This is a genomic window from Coleofasciculus sp. E2-BRE-01, assembly GCF_040221695.1.
Taxonomy (GTDB): Bacteria; Cyanobacteriota; Cyanobacteriia; order Cyanobacteriales; family Coleofasciculaceae; genus Coleofasciculus.
This window is the reverse complement of the sequence record NZ_JAVKEA010000184.1, coordinates 1-20,559: the sequence shown is the minus strand read 5'-3', so window position 1 is coordinate 20,559 and position 20,559 is coordinate 1. Positions and strand designations below refer to the sequence as shown.

Annotated in this window: 23 protein-coding genes; 16 read left to right on the top strand and 7 right to left on the bottom strand. The window is 45.5% G+C overall.

Annotated features, from left to right (window positions below; all coding sequences use genetic code 11):
* Positions 1 to 457: 457 nt before the first annotated feature.
* A complete protein-coding gene (locus tag RIG66_RS22525; RefSeq protein ID WP_446380958.1) occupies positions 458 to 1,402 on the top strand; it encodes a DUF4388 domain-containing protein in 945 nt (314 codons plus the stop codon).
* A gap of 136 nt (positions 1,403 to 1,538) precedes the next feature.
* Here the strand turns inward: RIG66_RS22525 and RIG66_RS22520 are convergent, their stop codons facing one another.
* Positions 1,539 to 1,736 (bottom strand): hypothetical protein, encoded by a 198-nt coding sequence (locus tag RIG66_RS22520; protein WP_446380957.1) that lies wholly within the window; start codon positions 1,734 to 1,736, stop codon positions 1,539 to 1,541.
* A 145-nt stretch (positions 1,737 to 1,881) separates the two neighbouring features.
* On the opposite strand from RIG66_RS22520, the gene RIG66_RS22515 reads away from it, so the two are divergent.
* The 4 genes from RIG66_RS22515 to RIG66_RS22500 all read left to right on the top strand — a co-directional run bounded on the left by RIG66_RS22515 (position 1,882) and on the right by RIG66_RS22500 (position 6,392).
* Complete coding sequence (locus RIG66_RS22515; RefSeq protein WP_446380956.1) at positions 1,882 to 2,628, top strand: sirohydrochlorin chelatase; 747 nt, start codon at positions 1,882 to 1,884, stop codon at positions 2,626 to 2,628.
* A 290-nt stretch (positions 2,629 to 2,918) separates the two neighbouring features.
* A complete protein-coding gene (locus tag RIG66_RS22510) occupies positions 2,919 to 4,703 on the top strand; it encodes a tetratricopeptide repeat protein (RefSeq protein ID WP_446380955.1) in 1,785 nt (594 codons plus the stop codon).
* 387 nt (positions 4,704 to 5,090) lie between these two features.
* Positions 5,091 to 6,218: a trypsin-like peptidase domain-containing protein gene (locus tag RIG66_RS22505; protein ID WP_446380954.1), complete on the top strand. Its 1,128-nt coding sequence runs from the start codon at positions 5,091 to 5,093 to the stop codon at positions 6,216 to 6,218.
* A 9-nt stretch (positions 6,219 to 6,227) separates the two neighbouring features.
* Positions 6,228 to 6,392, top strand: a complete 165-nt coding sequence (locus tag RIG66_RS22500; protein WP_446380953.1) for a hypothetical protein — start codon at positions 6,228 to 6,230, stop codon at positions 6,390 to 6,392.
* Positions 6,393 to 6,509: 117 nt separating this feature from the next.
* On the opposite strand, the gene RIG66_RS22495 is transcribed toward RIG66_RS22500, so the two are convergent.
* Both RIG66_RS22495 and RIG66_RS22490 read right to left on the bottom strand, forming a co-directional pair.
* Positions 6,510 to 6,698 (bottom strand): chlorophyll a/b-binding protein, encoded by a 189-nt coding sequence (locus RIG66_RS22495; RefSeq protein ID WP_446348078.1) that lies wholly within the window; start codon positions 6,696 to 6,698, stop codon positions 6,510 to 6,512.
* Positions 6,695 to 7,711 carry a succinate dehydrogenase/fumarate reductase iron-sulfur subunit gene (locus tag RIG66_RS22490; RefSeq protein WP_446380952.1) on the bottom strand — a complete coding sequence of 339 codons (1,017 nt, stop codon included), beginning with the start codon at positions 7,709 to 7,711 and terminating at the stop codon, positions 6,695 to 6,697. Before RIG66_RS22490 ends, RIG66_RS22495 begins: the two co-directional genes overlap by 4 nt.
* Before the next feature lie 567 nt (positions 7,712 to 8,278).
* Between RIG66_RS22490 and RIG66_RS22485 the strand changes: the two genes are divergently transcribed.
* On the top strand, positions 8,279 to 8,692 hold the full coding sequence (locus RIG66_RS22485) for an AbrB family transcriptional regulator (protein ID WP_446380951.1): 414 nt from the start codon (positions 8,279 to 8,281) through the stop codon (positions 8,690 to 8,692).
* 105 nt (positions 8,693 to 8,797) lie between these two features.
* Positions 8,798 to 9,640: a CPBP family intramembrane glutamic endopeptidase gene (locus tag RIG66_RS22480; RefSeq protein ID WP_446380963.1), complete on the top strand. Its 843-nt coding sequence runs from the start codon at positions 8,798 to 8,800 to the stop codon at positions 9,638 to 9,640.
* Between the two features lie 87 nt (positions 9,641 to 9,727).
* Here the strand turns inward: RIG66_RS22480 and RIG66_RS22475 are convergent, their stop codons facing one another.
* Both RIG66_RS22475 and RIG66_RS22470 read right to left on the bottom strand, forming a co-directional pair.
* Entirely contained in the window at positions 9,728 to 10,087 is a 360-nt protein-coding gene (locus RIG66_RS22475; RefSeq protein WP_446380950.1) for a hypothetical protein, read from the bottom strand.
* The gene (locus RIG66_RS22470; RefSeq protein WP_446380949.1) at positions 10,017 to 10,892 is read right to left on the bottom strand and encodes a tRNA (5-methylaminomethyl-2-thiouridine)(34)-methyltransferase MnmD; all 876 of its coding nucleotides are present in this window, start codon (positions 10,890 to 10,892) and stop codon (positions 10,017 to 10,019) included. Before RIG66_RS22470 ends, RIG66_RS22475 begins: the two co-directional genes overlap by 71 nt.
* A gap of 404 nt (positions 10,893 to 11,296) precedes the next feature.
* Here RIG66_RS22470 and RIG66_RS22465 point away from each other — a divergent pair, with 404 nt between their 5' ends.
* The 8 genes from RIG66_RS22465 to RIG66_RS22430 all read left to right on the top strand — a co-directional run bounded on the left by RIG66_RS22465 (position 11,297) and on the right by RIG66_RS22430 (position 18,246).
* A complete protein-coding gene (locus RIG66_RS22465; protein WP_446380948.1) occupies positions 11,297 to 11,581 on the top strand; it encodes a DUF6812 domain-containing protein in 285 nt (94 codons plus the stop codon).
* A 42-nt stretch (positions 11,582 to 11,623) separates the two neighbouring features.
* Complete coding sequence (locus RIG66_RS22460) at positions 11,624 to 12,439, top strand: TPM domain-containing protein (protein WP_446380947.1); 816 nt, start codon at positions 11,624 to 11,626, stop codon at positions 12,437 to 12,439.
* A gap of 120 nt (positions 12,440 to 12,559) precedes the next feature.
* On the top strand, positions 12,560 to 13,108 hold the full coding sequence (locus RIG66_RS22455; RefSeq protein WP_446380946.1) for a hypothetical protein: 549 nt from the start codon (positions 12,560 to 12,562) through the stop codon (positions 13,106 to 13,108).
* A gap of 310 nt (positions 13,109 to 13,418) precedes the next feature.
* Positions 13,419 to 13,967 carry a hypothetical protein gene (locus tag RIG66_RS22450; protein WP_446380945.1) on the top strand — a complete coding sequence of 183 codons (549 nt, stop codon included), beginning with the start codon at positions 13,419 to 13,421 and terminating at the stop codon, positions 13,965 to 13,967.
* A 265-nt stretch (positions 13,968 to 14,232) separates the two neighbouring features.
* Positions 14,233 to 15,600: a TPM domain-containing protein gene (locus tag RIG66_RS22445; protein WP_446380944.1), complete on the top strand. Its 1,368-nt coding sequence runs from the start codon at positions 14,233 to 14,235 to the stop codon at positions 15,598 to 15,600.
* A gap of 35 nt (positions 15,601 to 15,635) precedes the next feature.
* The gene (locus RIG66_RS22440) at positions 15,636 to 16,370 is read left to right on the top strand and encodes a LemA family protein (protein WP_446380943.1); all 735 of its coding nucleotides are present in this window, start codon (positions 15,636 to 15,638) and stop codon (positions 16,368 to 16,370) included.
* A 405-nt stretch (positions 16,371 to 16,775) separates the two neighbouring features.
* A complete protein-coding gene (locus RIG66_RS22435; RefSeq protein ID WP_446380942.1) occupies positions 16,776 to 17,825 on the top strand; it encodes a M42 family metallopeptidase in 1,050 nt (349 codons plus the stop codon).
* Between the two features lie 193 nt (positions 17,826 to 18,018).
* Positions 18,019 to 18,246, top strand: a complete 228-nt coding sequence (locus tag RIG66_RS22430) for a hypothetical protein (RefSeq protein ID WP_446380941.1) — start codon at positions 18,019 to 18,021, stop codon at positions 18,244 to 18,246.
* Between the two features lie 471 nt (positions 18,247 to 18,717).
* Here RIG66_RS22430 and RIG66_RS22425 read toward each other — a convergent pair whose 3' ends face one another.
* Positions 18,718 to 18,939, bottom strand: coding sequence for a hypothetical protein (locus RIG66_RS22425; RefSeq protein ID WP_446380940.1), 222 nt, complete (start codon positions 18,937 to 18,939; stop codon positions 18,718 to 18,720).
* Positions 18,940 to 19,244: 305 nt separating this feature from the next.
* On the opposite strand from RIG66_RS22425, the gene RIG66_RS22420 reads away from it, so the two are divergent.
* The gene (locus tag RIG66_RS22420; protein ID WP_446380939.1) at positions 19,245 to 19,649 is read left to right on the top strand and encodes a DUF6464 family protein; all 405 of its coding nucleotides are present in this window, start codon (positions 19,245 to 19,247) and stop codon (positions 19,647 to 19,649) included.
* A 112-nt stretch (positions 19,650 to 19,761) separates the two neighbouring features.
* On the opposite strand, the gene RIG66_RS22415 is transcribed toward RIG66_RS22420, so the two are convergent.
* A complete protein-coding gene (locus tag RIG66_RS22415) occupies positions 19,762 to 19,971 on the bottom strand; it encodes a hypothetical protein (RefSeq protein WP_446380938.1) in 210 nt (69 codons plus the stop codon).
* Positions 19,972 to 20,559 lie beyond the last annotated feature (588 nt).

The following is a 20,559-nucleotide window of genomic DNA, read 5'->3' as shown; positions in this document are numbered from 1 at the left end:
AGGATTTAACTGTATCAATTTTTACAATGTTAGAGTTTGTGATTTTTGTTTAGATTGAAGATTGTGAGCAATCGCTAACATCTTAGATGATTATTCAGTGATTTTACGGAGATAGTCCACCAGCAGGATAAGCGTCAATTTAAGATGATAGACTCAATAGCACCATGGAATCCCCTTTGTCTTTTTGGGAGTCGGTATAGATACTTAGGAATAAAGACCGAGCCGATAGCTTAACAAATTTTAGTATTTTAGAGCAAACCTTTAGCGCTAAATGCCAGGTTCCTGGCGGCAAATCACCAAATTTTCGTATAGCAGATAACAAAAAGCCGACAATTTGCTCACGGCTAGTAAAGAATTGAAAAGCAAGGCGGCTGAAACCTTACGAACTAAGCCAATAAAGCGTAGTATGCGTTAGTAGTAGAGCAAATTATCCTGCGTAGCGTTCAATTCAACAATTATGTCGATTACCAGTTCCTTATCCGACTTTTCAATACCAGAAATTTTCCAGTTTCTAGAGAAAGGACAGAAAACTGGAGTGTTGACGCTAGGAGCATTGCCAGAAGACCCCACACCACTCAACACAATTTATTACATTTGGGTTTACCAGGGACGTATTGTGGCGGCAGCAGATCAATTAGATCATCAAGGTTTAGTGAAATTGATTGCTGAACAGATGGGAGTGAGCCAGCGCGTAGTAACAAAACTTGTACAGCTATGTCCGACTGATAAACCCTTGGGGTTGAGCCTCAAACATCACGGAATCTTGTCAATCGAACATTTAAAGCAGCTTTTTCAGAATCAGGTATTGCAGCGAGTGTGTACTTTATTTGAACTCAAGGAAGGTCAGTTTAAATTTATCCCAAACGCTCCCATACCCACCAAAGAAATGACGGGATTGAGCATCTCAGCGACAGAAGCCACATTGAGAGGGTTGCGATTACTGAAAAATTGGGATAATCTCCATGATAAACTACCTGCTCCAAATTCAGGATTAGCTAGTATCATGGCGGGTAGTCCTGCTTATCGCTTGTATCCTTTAGAGGAGCAAGTATGGGAACGATCGCAAGGGACAGTTTCGTTGTCTGCGATCGCACAAGAACTAAATGTTCCCGTTGAACAAGTGCAGCATGTCGCATTTACCCTGATGACTGTAGGTTTAGTTGAGGAAGTACCTCTGTTGGCTGGTATTTTGCCCACTCAAGAAATTGAGCCTTTACCCGCTCAGTTGTCTAAAGCGTCAGAGAAACAAGGGATTACGCCATCACTTTTGCAAAACTTAGTGGGTTTCTTGCGGAGTAAAGGAGGTAATCGTCAAGAGCGAAATTGGAATTACGTTTCCACTCATTCTTCTCCCACTTCATTACCATTCCTGAAACGAGAGAAAGAAACGATTCAATGCTAATCGCTTACTTGTCCGATTGAACATCAACGGCGGCAACGAGTTGAGCGAAATAGTTGGAATACTACAGCCAGTAGTGATGCTCAATCATGGTTAATTGCTCCAATACAGTGTCTTTTCCATATTCTTTTGCCATATTTTATTGCAGAGCGGTAAGTGATATATTCTCTCCATGATCGACCATTTTCCAAATTGAATGAAATACGGTAACTGGACAAATTTTAACTCTCGCCAACTGATGATATTTTTCCATTGATGGGGGTTTAAATTTCCATTGAAATCCTTTAGACGGTGTTTCCACATTCAGAACAATTCCTTCCTGTCGATACAACCCCATCTGAATCACCCCGATAGGTAGTCAGTCGGACAAAATTAAAATTGATGATTGAGATTGGGGAATAGGCAACAGGAACCTTAGAATTCATAATTCCGACTTCAGACGATACAATTGTTTACGTAATCCCTATTAACGATTAAGACTCTTGCCTAGCTCCTCTGCTTATCTACTTATTGCTCATGGAAGCCGAGATCCACGTCCTCAGCGAGGACTAGAGGAATTGGCACAGTTACTCCAAAAGCAGTTAGCGAGTCAAGGTGAGGCAAGTCAAGCCTTGAGGATTCGCGTCGGAACTGCCACGTTAGAACTAGCACCTCTATCCTTACATGAACAAATTTGTCAGTTTGCGACTCAAGCGATAAGAACTGGCTACCCGCAGATCCAAGCTTTGCCCTTATTTCTCTTACCGGGAGTACATGTGATGGAGGATATCCCGGAAGAAGTCGCGATCGCACAACAACGGTTAGGGGAAAATTTAACCATCAACCTGCAACCTCATATCGGAGTACATCCCCATTTAGGACAACTGCTGGTGAATCAACAGCCACCCCTAAATGCTCCGATTAAAATTCTAATCTCTCATGGCACACGTCGTCCTGGTGGTAACCAGCCAGTCGCCACCTTAGCCCAACAATTAGGCGCAATCGACGCTTATTGGTCAATCGAACCAACGCTCAGTCAACGAGTCGCTACTTTAGCGGAGGCTGGATATCAGCATATCGCCATTGTGCCTTATTTTCTGTTTGCTGGCGGAATTACAGACGCGATCGCGCAATCTGTCTTTGATCTACAACAGCAATACCCTCAACTCCAACTTGAGTTCGGTGAACCCCTTGGCGCAACTCCCCAGTTAGCGGAGTTAATCCTCGATTTAACCAGACAGAGGGTGTAGTCCAGTTATATCTAGGGATTGCTGCACAACCCGGAAACCCTTATCTATCAAGAGTTATAGTGGGTTTAAAGCCGCCTATAAGTGCAATCCATACCTCCTGAATGGGTGAAAAGCTTGCACTTATAGCGAGACGAAAAGCACTACTGTTTCCCTCATCTCCCCCTCACCCTCTCACCCCATCTCCCCCTCACTTGACTATTTCCTGTTCCCCGTTCCCTTTTGGGATCAGACTACACTGAAAATGACCCCGAACGGATGCTTTAGGGCGATAAGCCAGGTGCTAGGCTGCCATGATCGATCAGGTTTTCAATAATCGTTATCGCGTTGTCAGGATTTTAGGCTCAGGTGTCTCAGGATTAATTTACCTAGCCGCCGATACTCGCCATCCCGATTGCCCGGTTTGCGTGATTCGACAACTCAAGTTGCCCACAAAAAATCCTCAGGCACTTCGTCGGCTGCAATTTCTCTTGACTCATAAATCTGAAACCCTGGAACGGTTGGCACAAACCAACCAAAATCCAGAAATTGTAAACTATTTTGTCGAAAATAAAAAATTTTATCTAGTCGAAGAATTTGTTCCCGATCATCCCTTAAATACGTTGAAAAAATCCGGTCAACAGCCCAAGGACGATCAAGGGTTAATCCGGTTTCAAGAAATGCTAACCTTGGCAGCTAAACCCCCTGAACCCGAAGTAGAATCTCCCCTGATATCCACCTCGACCCAAACATCCATTGCTGATTCTGGTAATTGGGAAATATTTCCCGAAAAAGCATTGCCGAAATCGGCTAATCAATCCAGACTGAAGCGATGGCGTTTGCCCATTTTGGTGGGAGTAATAAGTTTAGCCATTGGGCTAGGATTAATGGGGCTGCTAAGACAAAATCCAGACCGGATAAAAGCACAAGAGTTTTTTGAACAGGGAGTGGAACACCTAAAAAGTGGTAATGTGCAGGGCGCGATTGAGGCGTTTGATGAATCAATTCAGCTTAATCCTAACAACCCATTAGCTTATGGGAATCGGGGAATAGCTTACGATGATTTGGGAGCGCATCAAGCCGCTATAGAAGACTACACTAAACTTATCGAGTTTGATCCCAGTAATACAAATGCTTACTATCAGCGAGGACTAGCCCGTTACGATTTGGAAGATTGGCAAGGCGCTGTAGAAGACTTTACCGAATTAATTCAACGAAAGTCCAATGATGCTCAAGCGTACTACCATCGAGGAATTACCAACTACCAACTGAACCAGTATAAAGCGGCGATCGCAGATCTCGATCAAGCAATTCAGCTCAATCCCCAAAATGCCCAAGCTTACGCGGCACGAGGATTAGTGCTGAGTGCGATGGGTAATCAACAAGAAGCCATGGCAGATTATACTCAAGCCATTGAGTACAATCCCAATGATGCTAAGGCTTATTACAATCGAGGCAGAACCCGATTTCATTTGGCAGACTATCAGGGGGCTGTAGACGATTATACCCAGGCGATCGCGATTGACCCTACAGATAGTATGGCTTACACAAATCGCTGTCAGGCAAAGTTTAACCTAGGAAACTATCGAGACGCGATCGCAGATTGTACGGAGGCAATTACTCAGAACCCAAATAACCACATCGCTTACAACAATCGCTGTATTGCCTACTTAAATCTTAAAGAGTATCAAAAAGCACTCAAAGATTGCAGCCAATCAATTCGCATTGAACCCAGTTATGAGAATGCTTACATTAATCGTGGGGAAATTCGGCGTAAATTAGGTGATAACCAAGGAGCGCTCGAAGATTACACCCAAGCCATTCGACTCAATCCCAACAACAGCGTCGCCTACACCAATCGCGCCCGTGTCCGCCGAAAGTTTGGCGATAACTCTGGCGCTCTAGACGATTATACCAAAGCCATTCAACTTAATCCCAATAATGCCTTTGCTTACTCTGGTCGAGGATTAACCCATGCTGAACTAGGGAATACAATGGAAGCGATTAACGACTTAGAGCAAGCCTCTAAGCAACATCTCGACAACGGCAGAATTGATCAATATAATGAAGCGCAGCTTCAACTTAAGACCTTGCGCTGAATAAGTTGTCATTTGTCATTTGTCATTTGTCATACTAGCTTTTCGCGAAGTAAGCTACGTCATTCGCTGGACTCACATATAGGAGCTAGCTCACTTTCCTTGGTGTAGATCTCTGTTACATATAGCCAAAGACTCCAAGGCAGAAAGTTCTAAGGAAAAAAACCTAAGTGATAATATCACCTTGCATTCAAAGATATAACTTTCTCTCCCCGCTCCCCCTGCTTCCTCTGCTCCCCCTGCTTCCCCTGCTCCCCCTGCTCCCCCTGCTCCCCCTGCTTCCCCTGCTTTTCCTACGGTGTATCCCCAGAAATTGTCACATAATTTTGATCAATGATTTGAGCATAAGTCACCATAAAACTAGACCTTGAGGTTCAATGACCATCAACCATGAGTACCAAACGCTTGCCTATTGCTATATCGGGAATCCTTGCTACTGTGACTGCGATTGGTGCTACGACTCTCCAGGCGGCACCAATTGACTGGCTGAATCTCTGGCTAGGCTCAACAGTGGCAGTGGCTCAAGATATTGATGAACAAATTAATATTCAGGTTTATCAACAAGCTAGTCCGGCAGTGGTTTCCATTGATACGGTAGAAGGTACAGGCAGTGGCAGTATTATTAGCGCCGATGGATTAGTCCTCACCAATGCTCATGTTGTCGCAGGTTCCCCGACGGTTACGGTAACGCTAGCGGATGGCAGACGCCTGAGCGCGGATGTGGTAGCGTTTGGGGATAATGGTCTAGACTTAGCGGTTCTCAAAATTCGCACTCCTAGCAATTTACCGACGATTTCTCTGGCTCCTCGTCCCGTGCAAGTTGGACAACGGGCATTTGCCATTGGCAATCCGTTTGGCAGATTTCAAGGCACGTTTACAGTCGGGATTGTTAGCCGCATTGACCAACAACGGGGCTTAATTCAAACCGATGCCACAATTAACCCAGGAAATTCTGGCGGACCCCTACTGAACTCTCAAGGTGAGTTAATTGGGGTGAATACAGCGATTTTGGGCAGTCCTAGCGGCGGGAATTTGGGAATTGGTTTTGCGATTAGCATTGATAGAATTCGCCCGTTTCTGGCGGCTGTACGCAATGGACGTGCGCCCCAGACGGTGCAGCAGCCCAGCCCCTCTCCAACTGATCGTCCCCCTCAACCCTTAGCCCTCAATGGTACAGTGATTCCCGGTCGGCTGGGTCAAGGAAGTCATGTTTTAGCGGACGATAACAGCTTTTTTGACATCTATGCCTTTGAAGGCAGAGCGGGTCAGCAGGTACAAATTGATATGACCAGTGGGGAAATCGATTCTTATTTAATTTTGCTTGATCCCAATGGTAATGATTTAGCCCAAGATGATGATAGCGGTGGTGGTACTAATGCCCGATTATCTGTGATTTTACCCAGGGATGGGATCTATTTATTAATGGCAAACGCTTATGAAGCCGGACAAACCGGATCATACAATTTACGGGCGGTGGCGATTGGCAGAAATTCAGTGACGCGAGATTCTCGTTGGTGATGAGTCAGGGTGTCGGGTGTTGGGTGTTGGGTGTCGGGTGTCGGGTGTCGGGTGTCGGGGAGATGGGTGTTGGGTGTTGGGTGTTGGGTGTTGGGTGTTGGGTGTTGGGTGTTGGGTGTTGGGTGTTGGGTGTCGGGTGTCGGGTGTCGGGGAGATGGGGGTGTAGAGACGTAGCATGCTACGTCTCTACACTATCCTGTTCCCTGTTCCCTGTTCCCTGTTCCCTGTTCCCTGTTCCCTAACAAAGGACCAATGACAAAGGACAAATGACCAATGACCAATGACGAATAACTAAATCAAACCCAACCAGCCTAATAAACCTTTACCTGTAATCAACTCGATCAGCAATAAAGCCACAAATGCGATCATGGCAAACCGTCCGTTGATTTGTTCGGCGTAAGGTGTCCACCCAAAAGCGGGTTCGGGTTGGTTGGGGGTTTCTGTTGTCGATTTTTCTGGGGTGGGTGTTTGAGATGTCATGATTTTGGTAAAATTTCTTCCTCTGGTGTCTCAGATTTCAAGGTTTGGACGGATTCAATCAGCGATCGCACTTGGGCGGTGTCTTCGGAGGCGTCAAATCCTAGGGGGAATTTACCACGGGCGAGCATCCGTAATCCGAGGGGACTTAAACTGAGCATTCCTTTAATATCTCGGAAGAAGTTCGCCACCACCTGGATACCAAATTTGCGCTCATCAACCCAACCTCCTTGTTTGACCAAATCAATTAAGACTTTGCGATGGCGGATTGAGCGGCTGGCTTGCTTGTCTTTGCGAGTCAGAATTTCTTGTTTAATTTTACCGATTTGATCCATGGGGGCGACATCCATTGGGCAAACGGCGTTACACATTAAACAGCGGGTACATCCCCACACCCCCTTAGTGCCTTGATTGTAGTTTTCCAGGCGACTTTCTATGGCGGTATCGCGAGAATCGGCGACTAGACGTTGGGCTTTGGCGAGGGCGTGAGGACCAACAAATGTGGGATCAACCTCGCGAGCATTACATTCTGAATAACACGCGCCACACATGATACAATTACCATTCTGATCTAGGCGCGATCGCTCTTGGGGACTTTGTAAAAATTCCCGTTCTGGAATGGTTCGTCCGGCTGTGCTAACGTAGGGTTCAACCGCTTCTAAGTTGTCCCAAAAGCTCCGCATATCCACGACTAAATCCTTAATCACGGGCAAATTACCTAGGGGGGCAATTGTGATTTCCGGAATCTCTGGACGATTATGCTCGGGCAGCTGCGCCAATTCATTGCCCACATTTTCTTTACAAGCCAGTGCGGAGCGACCATTGATCCGCATCGCACAGCTACCACAGATTGTGTTGCGGCAATTCTTGCGAAACGCTAACGTTCCATCCTGCTCCCACTTAATCCGATTCAGGCACTCCAGAATTGTGTTTCCTTCCTCCACATCCAGCTTGTAAGTCTCGATAGTGGGGGAGGTATTTTGAGTCTGTCGAATGATTTTAAAGGCAACTTGCATAGTGATATGCTCTCTTTGTATCTCAACACCTATATGAAAATTACCACCTTCTCAGGAGTCACAACCTACCCATTGAGCATCACCCCCTCATTTCCTGATCGCCCATAAATATAGATGAGAAATATTGCCAGAAGGCACTCGCTCAACTTGTCCGTGAGCATTTAGCCACGATATTTAGCAAACTGACTACAGTCTAAGACAATCGGCGGTCACTCAGCATTCATCCTTGGGAGTGTTGATTTTCTGCTGATAGATGCTCTCTCCCTTGTGTCTGGTCAAATTTTTCCCAGATGACCTGCCAAATCTGCAGATGGATCACTGATCTGAACATACTTCAGGTTCGATCTTTTGCCACAGAGTCCTATCTTGGTTAAAAATTTAACCTAAGAAGCGGCTTTGGCGTCTCCGAAAAATCCTTATGGCTCAAATTCCTAGAAATTTTAATAAATGATCAAAAAAATCTTGACCAAAACCAGAGATTTAACGATATATTTTTTATATAGCCAAATACACTTGGCAGCAAATGACGTTTACCATCCTGAAAAATAAAGGATAGTCTGTGAAATTATGGCAGAGACCCAAGCTAATGCATTAACGGGGAAAGCCTTACTTCAAAAAGTAAAAGAGCTTTCTCACTTGCCTCGGCGAGAAACAGCAAAACGCTGTGGCTATTACTCCGAAAGTAAAACAGGTCAGACCCGCGTCAACTTAACTGATTTTTATGATGCGGTATTAGCGGCGAAGGGTGTTCCCTTAGATCCAGAGGGAGCAAAAGATGGTCGTGGTCGGGAACCGACATATCGCGTCAGCGTCCATAAAAATGGTCAGATTGTGATTGGCTCAACCTACACTCAGGAAATGGGATTAAAGCCCGGTGATGAGTTTGAAATTAAACTGGGCTACAAGCATATCCATCTCAAGCAGGTGGATCTGGATACATCTGAGGCGTCCGAAGAGGAATTAGAAGCCGCAGAGGTTTGAGGCAGTTCATGCTAAAAAGGATGGGTTATGCAAAGTATCCATCCTTGGCAGCATGAAAGTAGCCGCGTAAAAATTATAGCTCCTCACCGTTTGCCGATCGCGCTTATGGCTATTTTTGATCAGGCAGATAATCCGTGTATTATTTGGCTAATAAGCGCATCGGCGCTGGTAAAAGTCGCGGTTTTTTTTCTGGCTTGGTCTGCGTTGTGGTTGCCTTTAGCCATCGCGATCGCAACCCGACTGAAATGGTATCCTCCTAAGCCTTTGGCAGCACAGCAAAAGTTGCCATTCATCGCTGTTCTTTACCTCATTGCCCCCCTGATTATCTGGGGGGCAACACAGATAGAAGATACATCGTTTCCCGACTATGGCTGGAACTGGACGACGCGGATTTTGATATCCTTAGTCGGGGGATTGGGCGTGGCAATTTTGAGTTTAGGAATCAGCTTTACGGGACAATGGCTAGTAGGCTGGGTGGATTGGCATGGAGAAAATTGGCAGCAATTGACCCAGATTGGACTGCCAATATGGGGAATAGGACTAGGGATTGGATTAATCGAGGAATTAGTGTTTCGCGGGTTCCTTCTGACGGAACTCCAACAGGACTATTCTCTGGCAATAGCGGCGGTACTATCAAGTCTGATTTTTGCTCTATTACATCTGATTTGGGAACAGCAACAGACGCTCCCTCAAATTCCTGGATTGTGGCTAATGGGTATGGTATTAGTCCTAGCGCGGTACGTGAATGAAGGGAGTTTAGGGTTAGCCTGGGGACTTCATGCGGGTTGGATTTGGGGATTAACCTGTCTCCAGGAAGCCAAACTGATTTCTTATACCAGAAAAGGACCAATATGGATAACGGGAATAGGAGATAATCCTTTAGCAGGGATATCTGGTGTCTTGTGTTTACTCGGTGTTGCTGCGTTCCTGTGGGGGATTAGTCATTAGTCATTAGTCATTGGTCATTTGTCCTTTGTCATTCGTCATTTGTGATAATTGAACGGTGAGGTCGGGGCGGGTTTAGTTATATCAGGGTCAAAACGAAACGTTAGTGGTAAAACCCGCCCCTACAAAAGATGTTCCACCGGAGAAGTCTCTACAATTCTTCCCCATCTCCCCCATCTCCCCCATCTCCCTCATCTCCCTCTCACCCCCTGCTCCCCTATCTCCCCCATCTCCCCCATCTCCCTCATCTCCCTCATCATCCCTCTCACCCCCTGCTCCCCTATCTCCCCCATCTCCCTCATCTCCCCCATCTCCCCCATCTCCCCCATCTCCCCCATCTCCCCTATCTCCCCCATCTCCCTCTGCTCCCCCAGCTCCCTCATCCCTCTTTTGCTGACCAACGTTTTTGCCAGTGGGAGGTGGGTTCGAGAGTAGAGGCTTGCTGCTCAATTTGCCGCCGTTGCAGAATAATCTCAGCCTGATCCGCAAGTTGAGGATCACGATAGGGGATAGCTGCACGGGTTTGTAAATGTTGACGCGATCGCTCGGAGAGAGGGGGTAGAGTGGAAGCGTCAAAACTTGCCACGGTTCCCGGTTGTCGTCCCCCGACAGGGGGTGTCGGACCAATCTTAAATCCAGCCGTTATTAAGCCACTACGGACAGCAGCCGCACAGGAATAGGTTGCTAGTCTACCTGTTTTGGCACAGCATTCAGCTAAATGCTGGAAAAATTCCACCGTCCATAATTGGGGACAGCGACGGGAAGAAAAGGGATCGAGAAAAATAGCATCAGCTTGAAAGTTCAACTGAGACAATTGCTGGATGCTTTTTCTGGCATCGCCTAAATAAAGTTGTGCCTGAAGCTGATCCGTTTTAACTTGTGAGGTTGTCACCAGACACTCTAGGAGTTCGGGAATCGGGTGATTCCAGCTACTGAGAAAATGATGTGCGATCGCGCTTCGCGGTACAGTCGGGTCTAATTCCAGAGCGACTAATTCAACTTGGCATCTAGGGTTAATCGTCCAAATCGTTTCTAAAGCCGCCGCTGTATTGTAGCCTAAGCCATAGCAGACATCCAGCAGACGCACAACCTGCTGTTGGGCTTTTTGCTTCAAGTGACAAGGTTCCACAAATTTTAACAACGCTTCCGTTTTTGCCCCTTGAGTGCTGTGGAAATATTCACCAAACGCTTCAGAAAAGAAGGTGAATGAGCCATCGGCTGTGGGTTGAGGGGTAAAGCTGGGGATGTTTGCCATGGTTAGCCTCAATGATATTTAAAGATTTTATCTTCCTCTACTCCCCCGGCTTCCAGACGTTCCACCGGAACGTCTCTACTACCCTACCCGGCTTCTCTATGCCTTGCAGTATTGAAGTAGCCGTTGACCAATATCTCACATTATTCACATTCCTCACATTCCTCCACTTTCCAGGGCATTTTGTATCGTTTAAATCGACTAAAACTCCCATTCAGTAGTGTTTATAGGACGTTGAGCTTTAGCTTGGCGTTGAATCCTAAGGCTGTTTAAAGCTTGTACTTCCCCCTTGACAAGCCTCACTTAAAGAGGCTATAACATAAATAGCTCACAAGAATGAGCAAAACAAACAGATCCATAGTCAGGGTGTCAGCAGACAGCATGAGTGAAATTTGAGGAAGAATTCGATGAGAGTCCAAATTTTAACCCTAAATAACGTTCAAATATTCGGTGATATGGCAGTTTCTGCTCTTCCTAACAGCTATCGTTCTAGACTCTCCGATATGCTCAATAATTCTCGAAATTTCATTGTGTTGACGGATGTAGAAATCCACCAACCGGGACAGCCGCTCACGCAAATGTCCTCTCTGTGCATTAACAAGCCTGCGATCGCATTTTTATGTGAGGCAGAGGTGACACCCACTTCATCTCATACTGGGGAGACTGATTCTGTCTTAGCAGGTGCAGCCTGACGACTATGGCGAACTTACTCCAACGTTTAGAGGAAATACATTATGAAAACGATAACCACTAAAATCAAACAGGCAATTTGGGCAGTTCCCTTCTGTCTCACTGTCCTCTCACCGCTTTCCGCTCAAGCCTTAACCGTCGAAGAGGTTCCTAATCCTCAACAGCGAAATGGCACTTGGGTAACAGATATGGCAGATATTCTCAGTCAGGATACGGAACGCCAGCTTAATCAGATGATTTCTGAGTTGGAAATTGAAAATGGCACAGAAATTGCAGTGGTGACTGTACCTGAAACCTCTCCCGCCGCCTCACCCAAAGCATTTACCACTAAATTGTTCAATCACTGGGGGATTGGCAAAGCGGATGAAGACAACGGTGTACTATTTTTGATTTCCACAGGCGATCGCCGCGTCGAGATTGAAACCGGATATGGTATCGAACCGATTTTACCCGATGCCCAGGTGGGTCAGATTATCAAAACTAAAATTACTCCACCCTTTAAACAAGGTGACTTTGACACCGGGACATTAGCCGGAACCAAAGCATTGGTTGTTCACTTAGGCGATGACGTCAATACAACCGATACCATCCAAACGAATAGAAAAACGACCAACAGTACGACGGCTGTATCTTCATCTCAACTATCCAGTGAAGAAACCTTTTCTGGAGGAACGTTGCAATCATTACTCCTCTTCTTAGGAGTACCTGTTGGAATCATTGTCCTACTCGTTGCCAATCGCAATCGTAGCCGTTCTTCCAGGCGCCGTTATTCTAGGCATCGTTATTCTAGGCGTTCTTCCAATGGCGGTATCAGTAGTGGTGGTTCTAGTAGTTGCAGTTTTGGTGGCAGTGATTTATAAGATCATGTCCGGTTGAAGACTTACAGATTTTGACTACCTCAATTAGATAGCAGATGATTGCTAAATGTGTGCAACATTATTTCTCAAATTTACCTTTTGCAGACAACTAAGGAGTTAACCGTGAATAAGAAACAGACAACTCAGCTTCAAAAAATTACAGATTTCCCCCATAACCTCATCAACATCAACAGTTTATCGGAGATTAAAACAATGAAATCTTTGGCACGTCAACTCAAACAAATGATTTGGACAGTTCCAGTTTGTCTAACCATTTTCTCCCCTCTGGCTGCCCAAGCCCTAACCGTTGAAGAAAGCACATTCAACGAAACAAAAGCAGTCGTTACTGAAACGAGTACTGTAGTCGCGAGTAATACTACATCTCCTGAGCATATTTATAAGTCGTCTAACGAGGCTTTGCTGGCACTACTCATCCTATTGGGCGTACCTGTTGGAGTGCTGATACTAGCCCTAAATAGCGATAGCAGTTCTAGCAGTTATCGTTCTGGTAGTCATCGTTCTTCGAGTAGTGGCTACAGTGGCTACAGTGGTGGCGGCTTTGGCGGCGGTGGCGGTTCCACTGGTGGCGGCGGTTGCAGCGGTGGCGGTTCTAGTGGTGGCGGCTTTGGCGGCGGTTCCAGTGGCGGTGGCGGTTGCGGTGGTGGTTTCTAAACGGAATCAATATTGGTTCGTAGTTGCACCAAGCGTGCCATAAACAAGTTGAGCGCTGACTACAAACTCTTACATCTAACATCATCGGTTTGTAGTGGCGCTGTCTTCGCCATCAGCGATCGCATCACTTTCTACTAACCCTTAAGTTAGTTAATCGACACTATCACGCTGTAAAGAGATATTACAACAATCAACCTCTCGCATAAAAGCCAAGACTCAATAGCGAGTAAGAGACAGACGACGCAGATTCAAGAATTTAAGCGTTCTCACATAACCCAATCAACATCAAGTTTTTTCGGAGATTGAAATCATGAAATCTTTTGCCCCTAAACTCAAACAGATACTTTGGACTGTTCCATTTTGTCTTACAGTTATTTCACCCCTTGCCGCACAAGCATTAACGGTTAAAAACGTTGCCAATTCGCAACCCGTGACTAGCGGTTTTGCAAAAGAAATAGCAGCAATTGTTAGTGAAGCCACCGAAAATAAAAGCAATGCGATTAATTCCGATTTGCCGACGGCTCAAACGAATACTGAAGTCGCTAGTAATACTACGTCTTTAGAGTCCCAATCTAAGATCTATAAATCCTCTGGAGAAGCTTTACTGGCATTACTCGTACTATTAGGTGTGCCAACGGTCGTGATTTTTCTAGTCGCCAATAGTAATGGCAGTTCTTCGAGTCGTCGTTCCTCGCGTCGCCGTTCTTCAAGTAGTAGTTACACAGGCGGCGGTTACACGGGCGGTGACTACAGTGGTGGTGACTATGGTGGCGGTGGCTACAGTGGTGGCGGCGATTCCGGTGGTGGTAGTTTTGGTGGCGGTGACAGTGGCGGTGGTGGCGCTGGCGGTGATTTCTAAGCAGCCTCTTTTGATCGAGTTGTCCCCTTATTAATAATCCAAAACATCTGTAGTTCAGAGTGGCGAGGCGACCCGCTTGCATTAATTAAACACTCCATTCCATTCAATTAGGTTGGGTCGCCCTCTGCTCAAATTTGTTGTCATTACGACCTGAACAAAACGACATCGACATTTGAATCAACATCCGGACTTGATACCTCTCCAGTTTTCAATCAATAGCTAGCACATCATAATTAAGTTTTTCAAATTTTGGATACAAATGCTTATGAAAGTTATAAAAGTTCAACGCCTAATTTTAGCAAATCTATTTTGTCTAGCGCTTCTCCTATTCCCTTGTGTGAGTCATGCGTTAAATATACAGGATGTTCCCAATCCGCAACAAGTCAATGGCACTTGGGTGACGGACATGGCAAATATTATCAGTGATTCTACAGAAACTCAACTTAATCAAATGATTAGTGAGTTAGAATCCAAAAATGGCACAGAAATTGCTGTAGTGACTGTAGCAGAAACAACGCCATCAGCTTCACCCAAAGCGTTTACAACAGAGTTATTTAATCATTGGGGAATTGGCAAAGCCGATGAAGATAATGGTGTACTATTTTTGGTTTCAGTCGATGATCGTCGCGTTGAAATTGAAACCGGTTATGGGATTGAGCCAATTTTACCGGATGCTAAACTTGGTAACATCATTGAGAATCAGATCACACCCAGATTCAAACAAGGTGACTTTGATGGTGGTGTATTAGCGGGAACGAAAGCACTGATAAATACTTTGCAGAGTAAAAGTACTGATTCTTTGTCAGCAAATTCTACTGATATATCCCTAAGTGCCACTCGACGTGGCACAATTGCGTTAATCGGTGTGGGAGGTATACTATTGTCATGGATAGGATACCGCCAGTTCAATAAAATTAGTACTCCAATTTTGCTCAAACCCATGGGGCGATCGCGCCTCCATGGCGTCAGTAATCCTAAGCAGAAAGCTTATCTAATCGCTTATATGGGTATAGTTTTGGCTACGTTGTCCCTGGGACTATTCTTAGTAGTCATTTCTCTTAAATTATTTAATATAAAGTTTGCAATTAGCTGGTTCATTTTTAGTGTAGTTACTGGATTTCCACTTGCCATCTTAGCAACAAATAAATATTACGTTTCACCATCTTGGCATTGTAGCGATTGTGGTTCACCCTTGAAAAGAGTGCGGCCAAGCTTGGTTCGTGCCTCTCTCACTAAACCCGAAAAAGTGGCTCGAAATTTAGGTAGCGTGAAATTTGAAGGTTGGGAATGTCGTCCCTGTAGTCAGAAGATGCAGTTGCCGTTAATGCATATTCGGGCTTATGTGGTTGATTCTCGTTCTTACATACAATGCCCAATATGTCAAGAATTAACAATGAAACACAGTGCAACAACAATTACATCTCCGACTGAATATAGCACGGGTGAACTTCGCATTATCGATGACTGCAAATGTTGTGATTATTACAAAGAGAAGATAGAAACTATCCCAAGTTTGCCTTCCACTTCACACAGCAGTTCAAGTGACAGCAGCTCAAGTGACAGCAGTTCTAGCAGTAGTAGCGATTTTGGTGGCGGTGATAGTGGCGGCGGTGGTGCAGGTGGAGATTGGTAATTTTATGAAATTGTTGATTGAAATGGGAGCAAGTCATGAATAAATTAAACGGGGGAATACCTGAAGAAATTGTTCCAGAGGTTTTGGAATTAGCCTCTCGCAATTATGCCAATAACAGCCAAACTTACTCTGCCTCGGAACTCATACAAGCGGGTTCAGAAGCTCAGATTCCAGGAGAGTTTATTCAACAGGCAATTCAAGAGGTGCGATCGCGAAAAATACGCCAACAAAAACAGCGAAGAGTTTTGGCGATAGTTGGTGCAAGTGTTTTGGCGATTAGTGGAGTTTGGAGTATCTGGACATATAACTCATTTTCTCGCCATGCTTCCCAGGTTGAGGCTAAATGGGCGCAAGTGGAAAATCAACTGCAGCGACGTGCTGATTTGATTCCTAATTTAGTTCGAGTCACTCAAGCTTACACCGAACATGAAAAAAAAATCGTGTCTCTATTGCAGCAATCTCGTCAGGCTTATTTACAAGCGGATACCCCAGAACAAAAAGTGGCGGCTGTCGAACAAGTGAATGACGCGATTAATCATTTTCAAGACTATGCCGCCAATAATTCTCAGTTACAATCGGGTCAATTATTTACGAACCTTCAGTATGAAATAGCCGGGACAGAAAATCGCCTTGCTGTAGAACGGATGCGTTATAATCAGGCGGTGCAACAATACAATCAAAGGATTCAGCAATTTCCTAACTCAGTTTTGGCACAGGGGTTAGGGTTTGAGGCGCAATCCTTTTTCCAGACGGCAACCACTGAACCTTAACCAGGACGATTCTCACGCCTCACCTGATTTGTCTGATCAGTTAGGGGATAGGAAGGGCGGGTTTTGCCTGTTAAATTATCACACGCTAGAAAGATTAATCCTTAAACCCGCCCCTACAGGAATGGTAATTTTGTGTCTGATATCAATAACGTCTCTTGCTTTCAATGTTGAATTATTTGTTATTGCCGATAGAGAATGAGTATGTTATGGTGTTGGTTGATTTGAGCTGAATAGCACTGACGTAAGCGTTTTATAAATCGATGTAATACATCCATAGATTTATAGTCAACGCTGAGGTGTTGATGGCGCTAAAGCGCAACTACAAGCGCAACTACAAGCGCAACTACGAATGAAGCTAGCTTATGTCAGTAGTATTCGCCTTTATTGCGTGAGTTTATCGCCTTCATGCCATCCTCAAATTACGACCACTTATTTAATACTATTGAAGAGTTAGTGCTGCATCATTCTCCTAGTGGTGCAGAACGGGAAATTGATCAACTTCTGATCAGTCGATTGCAAGGCTTAGGGGTTGAATCGTGGCAGGATCGAGCCGGGAATATTATTGCTAAAATTCCGGGTCAAACCTCTGAGCGATCCATTGCCATTACCGCCCATAAAGATGAAATTGGCGGTATTGTTAAATCCATAGACGAACAGGGACAGGTGCAAGTCCGCAAACTCGGTGGCTCATTTCCCTGGGTTTATGGGGAAGGCGTTGTCGATTTATTGGGTGATAATCAAACCCTGAGTGGTATTCTTTCCTTTGGATCACGTCATGTTTCCCATGAATCTCCCCAAAAGGCACAACAGGAAACCGCCCCCCTGCGTTGGGAAGAGGTTTGGGTGGAAACGAAATGTACTCTGGCTGAACTTGTCGCTGCTGGGGTGCGCCCCGGAACGCGCATGGTTGTGGGTAAACACCGGAAGCGACCCATACGCCTCAAGGATTACATTGCCAGTTATACCTTGGATAACAAAGCCTCTGTTGCTATTCTGTTGAGTCTTGCTGAACAGGTTAAAACTCCGGTTGTGGATACCTATTTAGTGGCGTCGGCGAAGGAAGAAGTTGGCGCAATTGGAGCGTTGTATTTCAGCCAAAATCACTCGCTTGATGCTTTAATCGCTCTAGAAATCTGCCCTCTCTCCTCAGAATACCCGATTGAAGATGGGGAAGCACCTGTGCTGTTGTCTCAGGATGGCTACGGGATTTACGATGAAGGACTCAACTGGGAAATGCGACAGGCGGCGAATGGGATTGGTGTTCCTTTACAGCTTGCCACAATTAGTGGGTTTGGCAGCGATGCGTCTATTGCCATGAAGTTTGGTCATGTTTCCCGCGCCGCCTGCTTGAGTTTCCCGACGCAAAACACCCACGGCTATGAGATGGCTCATTTGGGCGCGATCGCGAACTGCATTTCTCTGCTTGACACGTACTGCCAGACTCAGTTCACCTGAGTATCACAAAACGGCGACGAATAACAACTCCCTTTATTAAGATACAGTTAAGGAAAAAATGCGACAGTGAAGATTGTGTAAATATAGGTACTATAGGCTTTTGAGAAGCAAATCGTTCAGTATACTAGATAAAAAGCGAAGGACTTAACCAGCCGTTAGCGCTGAAACAACAATTCTTTAAGGTAGGTTGATCATGTTGCATATCATGCTAGTTAGCTCAGTTAGTCTTTACTTAGTCGTAGCGGTGCGCTTGTTAAACAAGTGGTTTACCTGTTTACAAGAAGATAATACGTTATCGGAAGACGATAGACTGAGCTGTGGAGTTTGTTTCGTTGTGGCTACAATTACTTGGCCCCTATCTGTACCCTATTCCTATCTAAGATTATTGGAAGGTCAAAATACTATTCCCCAAGACTCCTGATTAAGTTGAATCGGCTTAAAGAAAAGAGACGTGGCAAATAGGAAGTCGTAGAAAATAACTATCAACTAAACCGAAAGGAATCGAATCGAGCCGCCACGTAGCAACTTGTCAATAATCTAACTCTGCACCTTCTTTTTCTGTCCATTCTAAAAGAGTGAAGTCACACTATTGTCGGGGCGGATTGACGCGCTCCAGAGGAGTTCATAACCGATAACCAATCCACAAAACCTGTTCTTAATCGAATTTCACCCAACCGAATATGAGTAATGGCGCTTCTCTGGGTTAAGGGAGCTGCGTAAAAATAAAGTACCAGTGAGGAAAGCTGTATTCATCAACTCAGCCAAGCTTGATTGGTATATTATTAAGCCGCAAGTCTTTAAGTAGAAATAAAGCGATTAATGATAACAGAGAGGGGCAAGGGGCAATACCCTCCCTCGACTTTACCTATGACAAACGTGCCATGGCACATCTCTAGTATCCTAGTGTAGAAATCTCATCGACCACCTTCATCCGCCCTCGGCGAAATGCGCGGAGTAATCGTTCTAGGGAGTCTCTCTCTTCATCAGTTAGTGATTCTTCTAGCAATGCTGCCATTAATCCGTATCGGTCAGCGAGCGTAATTTTACCAGAACTGCTAGCTTGAGCGAATAAATCAGATAGCGCACCAGGTATAAGTCTCACTGAAATTTTCATCGTTGCATTAAATCAACACTTTTATCCAATATGAACTATCCTAACCATTTGAGGGATATGGGTCAGACCCCACACCCCAGCGGAGGCGCGGGGGAGTTGGGGGAGATGAGGGAGCTGGGGGAGATGGAAAGATGGGAAGATGGGAAGATGGGAAGATGGGAAGATGGGAAGATGGGGGAGTCAACGAATGACGAATGACGAATGACGAATGACAAATGACGAATGACGAATGACGAATGACGAATGACAAATGACAACAATGATTGCGATACCATCCAAGTGTAGTCATCATCACACCTATCACTATGGAGCCAGAGTCTCTTCCGGCAGAGCTAATCCTGACGCAATCGCGTCAGAGTCTGGGTAATATCCGATTAGATTGGACTCCCCAACCGGGTAATTATCTTGACTATAACGGTCAAACCTACGCTGTTTTAGAGCGTCGCCATCGCTATCTTCTAAAATCTGGGCGTTATCGTTTACACAAAATTGCCCTGTACGTCCAATCGGCGCCGCGCCCGACGGAGAAAAGTTTGGTTGATGGGCGCTGGGTGCTGGGCGATGCGAGTTGTGAATATAATGCGAATTCTGAACTTGTGCGTTGTGCGGTTAATCCAGAGGGTCCTTGTCAGTCTTGCCGTTACTACGAACCTATCCAATCCAACCTGACTGACTCTGAAATTCCCTATCGAAAAAGTCGCCAAAGCTAGATTGTACAACTCCCGCCGCGATCTTCACGTCTGCGAAGTGTGGCGGGAGAAGGTAGAGACGTTCCGCCGAAACGTCTATCAATTAATTGTAGGAACTGATTTTCCGGCTATTTTAAGCTTGATTGCTCGAATCGATAAAAAATGGGGGAGTGGGTAGATCATTGGCGATCGCCAATACCTGAAGCGCAACTTTAACTTTGACGATGTTAGCGTCGTTTTCAGCGCCTCCTTCTGGTGGATTCTTCAGAAATTCTCTCAGTACATTAGCCGCCTCTACGCCAGCTTCATGTAGAGCATCATCAAATTCTCGCTCTGCTGCCATGACGTTCTCCTCGAATGTGGTCTGATGCTTTCATTGTAGAAGGCGGATCGCTTGAGCGAATAGGTTTCATGTGTCAACTGAGTAAGGGACTTGCGACTTAAATAATGTACCAAGGAAGCTTGGCTAAGTTAATGAATTCAGCTTGCCTCACTGGTACTTTATTTTTATGCAGCTCCCTAAGGATGTCCTCCGACTATTGCCATCAAGCTGAGGGGGTGACAAGGAACTTGAAGGTACTACTGGGTGTAGGGTGTAGGGTGTAGGGTGTAGGGTGTGCTTGCTCCTTACCCTATCTCCTCTTATGGGCTTTTGTGTTCCTTACCGATTTACCCCACACCCCACACCCCATACCCCATACCCAGCCTACCATTGACTTAGTTTGTCACCCCGTCAGCCGTAAACCATTAGTCGCGTCGAGACACTGCTGCAACAATGCACGGTGAAGCATTCCCTTCCCGGAGGTTGGGGGACAGGCTTTTTTGTGGCTCCAGAATGGATTCTCACTTGCGCTCATGTGGTGAAAAAGGCGAAGGGTGAACCGATTCAGGTACGCTGGCAGATGCAGCAGAATTGGTCACAGGCGGTAGT

Bases quoted from the DNA above. Each gene is read 5' to 3' on its own strand.
- RIG66_RS22525 (WP_446380958.1), top strand. From the start codon at position 458: ATGTCGATTACCAGTTCCTTATCCGACTTTTCAATACCAGAAATTTTC.
- RIG66_RS22520 (WP_446380957.1), bottom strand. From the start codon at position 1,736: ATGGGGTTGTATCGACAGGAAGGAATTGTTCTGAATGTGGAAACACCG.
- RIG66_RS22510 (WP_446380955.1), top strand. From the start codon at position 2,919: ATGATCGATCAGGTTTTCAATAATCGTTATCGCGTTGTCAGGATTTTA.
- RIG66_RS22505 (WP_446380954.1), top strand. From the start codon at position 5,091: ATGAGTACCAAACGCTTGCCTATTGCTATATCGGGAATCCTTGCTACT.
- RIG66_RS22495 (WP_446348078.1), bottom strand. From the start codon at position 6,698: ATGACATCTCAAACACCCACCCCAGAAAAATCGACAACAGAAACCCCC.
- RIG66_RS22490 (WP_446380952.1), bottom strand. From the start codon at position 7,711: ATGCAAGTTGCCTTTAAAATCATTCGACAGACTCAAAATACCTCCCCC.
- RIG66_RS22485 (WP_446380951.1), top strand. From the start codon at position 8,279: ATGGCAGAGACCCAAGCTAATGCATTAACGGGGAAAGCCTTACTTCAA.
- RIG66_RS22480 (WP_446380963.1), top strand. From the start codon at position 8,798: ATGGCTATTTTTGATCAGGCAGATAATCCGTGTATTATTTGGCTAATA.
- RIG66_RS22470 (WP_446380949.1), bottom strand. From the start codon at position 10,892: ATGGCAAACATCCCCAGCTTTACCCCTCAACCCACAGCCGATGGCTCA.
- RIG66_RS22465 (WP_446380948.1), top strand. From the start codon at position 11,297: ATGAGAGTCCAAATTTTAACCCTAAATAACGTTCAAATATTCGGTGAT.
- RIG66_RS22460 (WP_446380947.1), top strand. From the start codon at position 11,624: ATGAAAACGATAACCACTAAAATCAAACAGGCAATTTGGGCAGTTCCC.
- RIG66_RS22450 (WP_446380945.1), top strand. From the start codon at position 13,419: ATGAAATCTTTTGCCCCTAAACTCAAACAGATACTTTGGACTGTTCCA.
- RIG66_RS22445 (WP_446380944.1), top strand. From the start codon at position 14,233: ATGAAAGTTATAAAAGTTCAACGCCTAATTTTAGCAAATCTATTTTGT.
- RIG66_RS22440 (WP_446380943.1), top strand. From the start codon at position 15,636: ATGAATAAATTAAACGGGGGAATACCTGAAGAAATTGTTCCAGAGGTT.
- RIG66_RS22435 (WP_446380942.1), top strand. From the start codon at position 16,776: ATGCCATCCTCAAATTACGACCACTTATTTAATACTATTGAAGAGTTA.
- RIG66_RS22430 (WP_446380941.1), top strand. From the start codon at position 18,019: ATGTTGCATATCATGCTAGTTAGCTCAGTTAGTCTTTACTTAGTCGTA.
- RIG66_RS22425 (WP_446380940.1), bottom strand. From the start codon at position 18,939: ATGAAAATTTCAGTGAGACTTATACCTGGTGCGCTATCTGATTTATTC.
- RIG66_RS22420 (WP_446380939.1), top strand. From the start codon at position 19,245: ATGGAGCCAGAGTCTCTTCCGGCAGAGCTAATCCTGACGCAATCGCGT.
- RIG66_RS22415 (WP_446380938.1), bottom strand. From the start codon at position 19,971: ATGGCAGCAGAGCGAGAATTTGATGATGCTCTACATGAAGCTGGCGTA.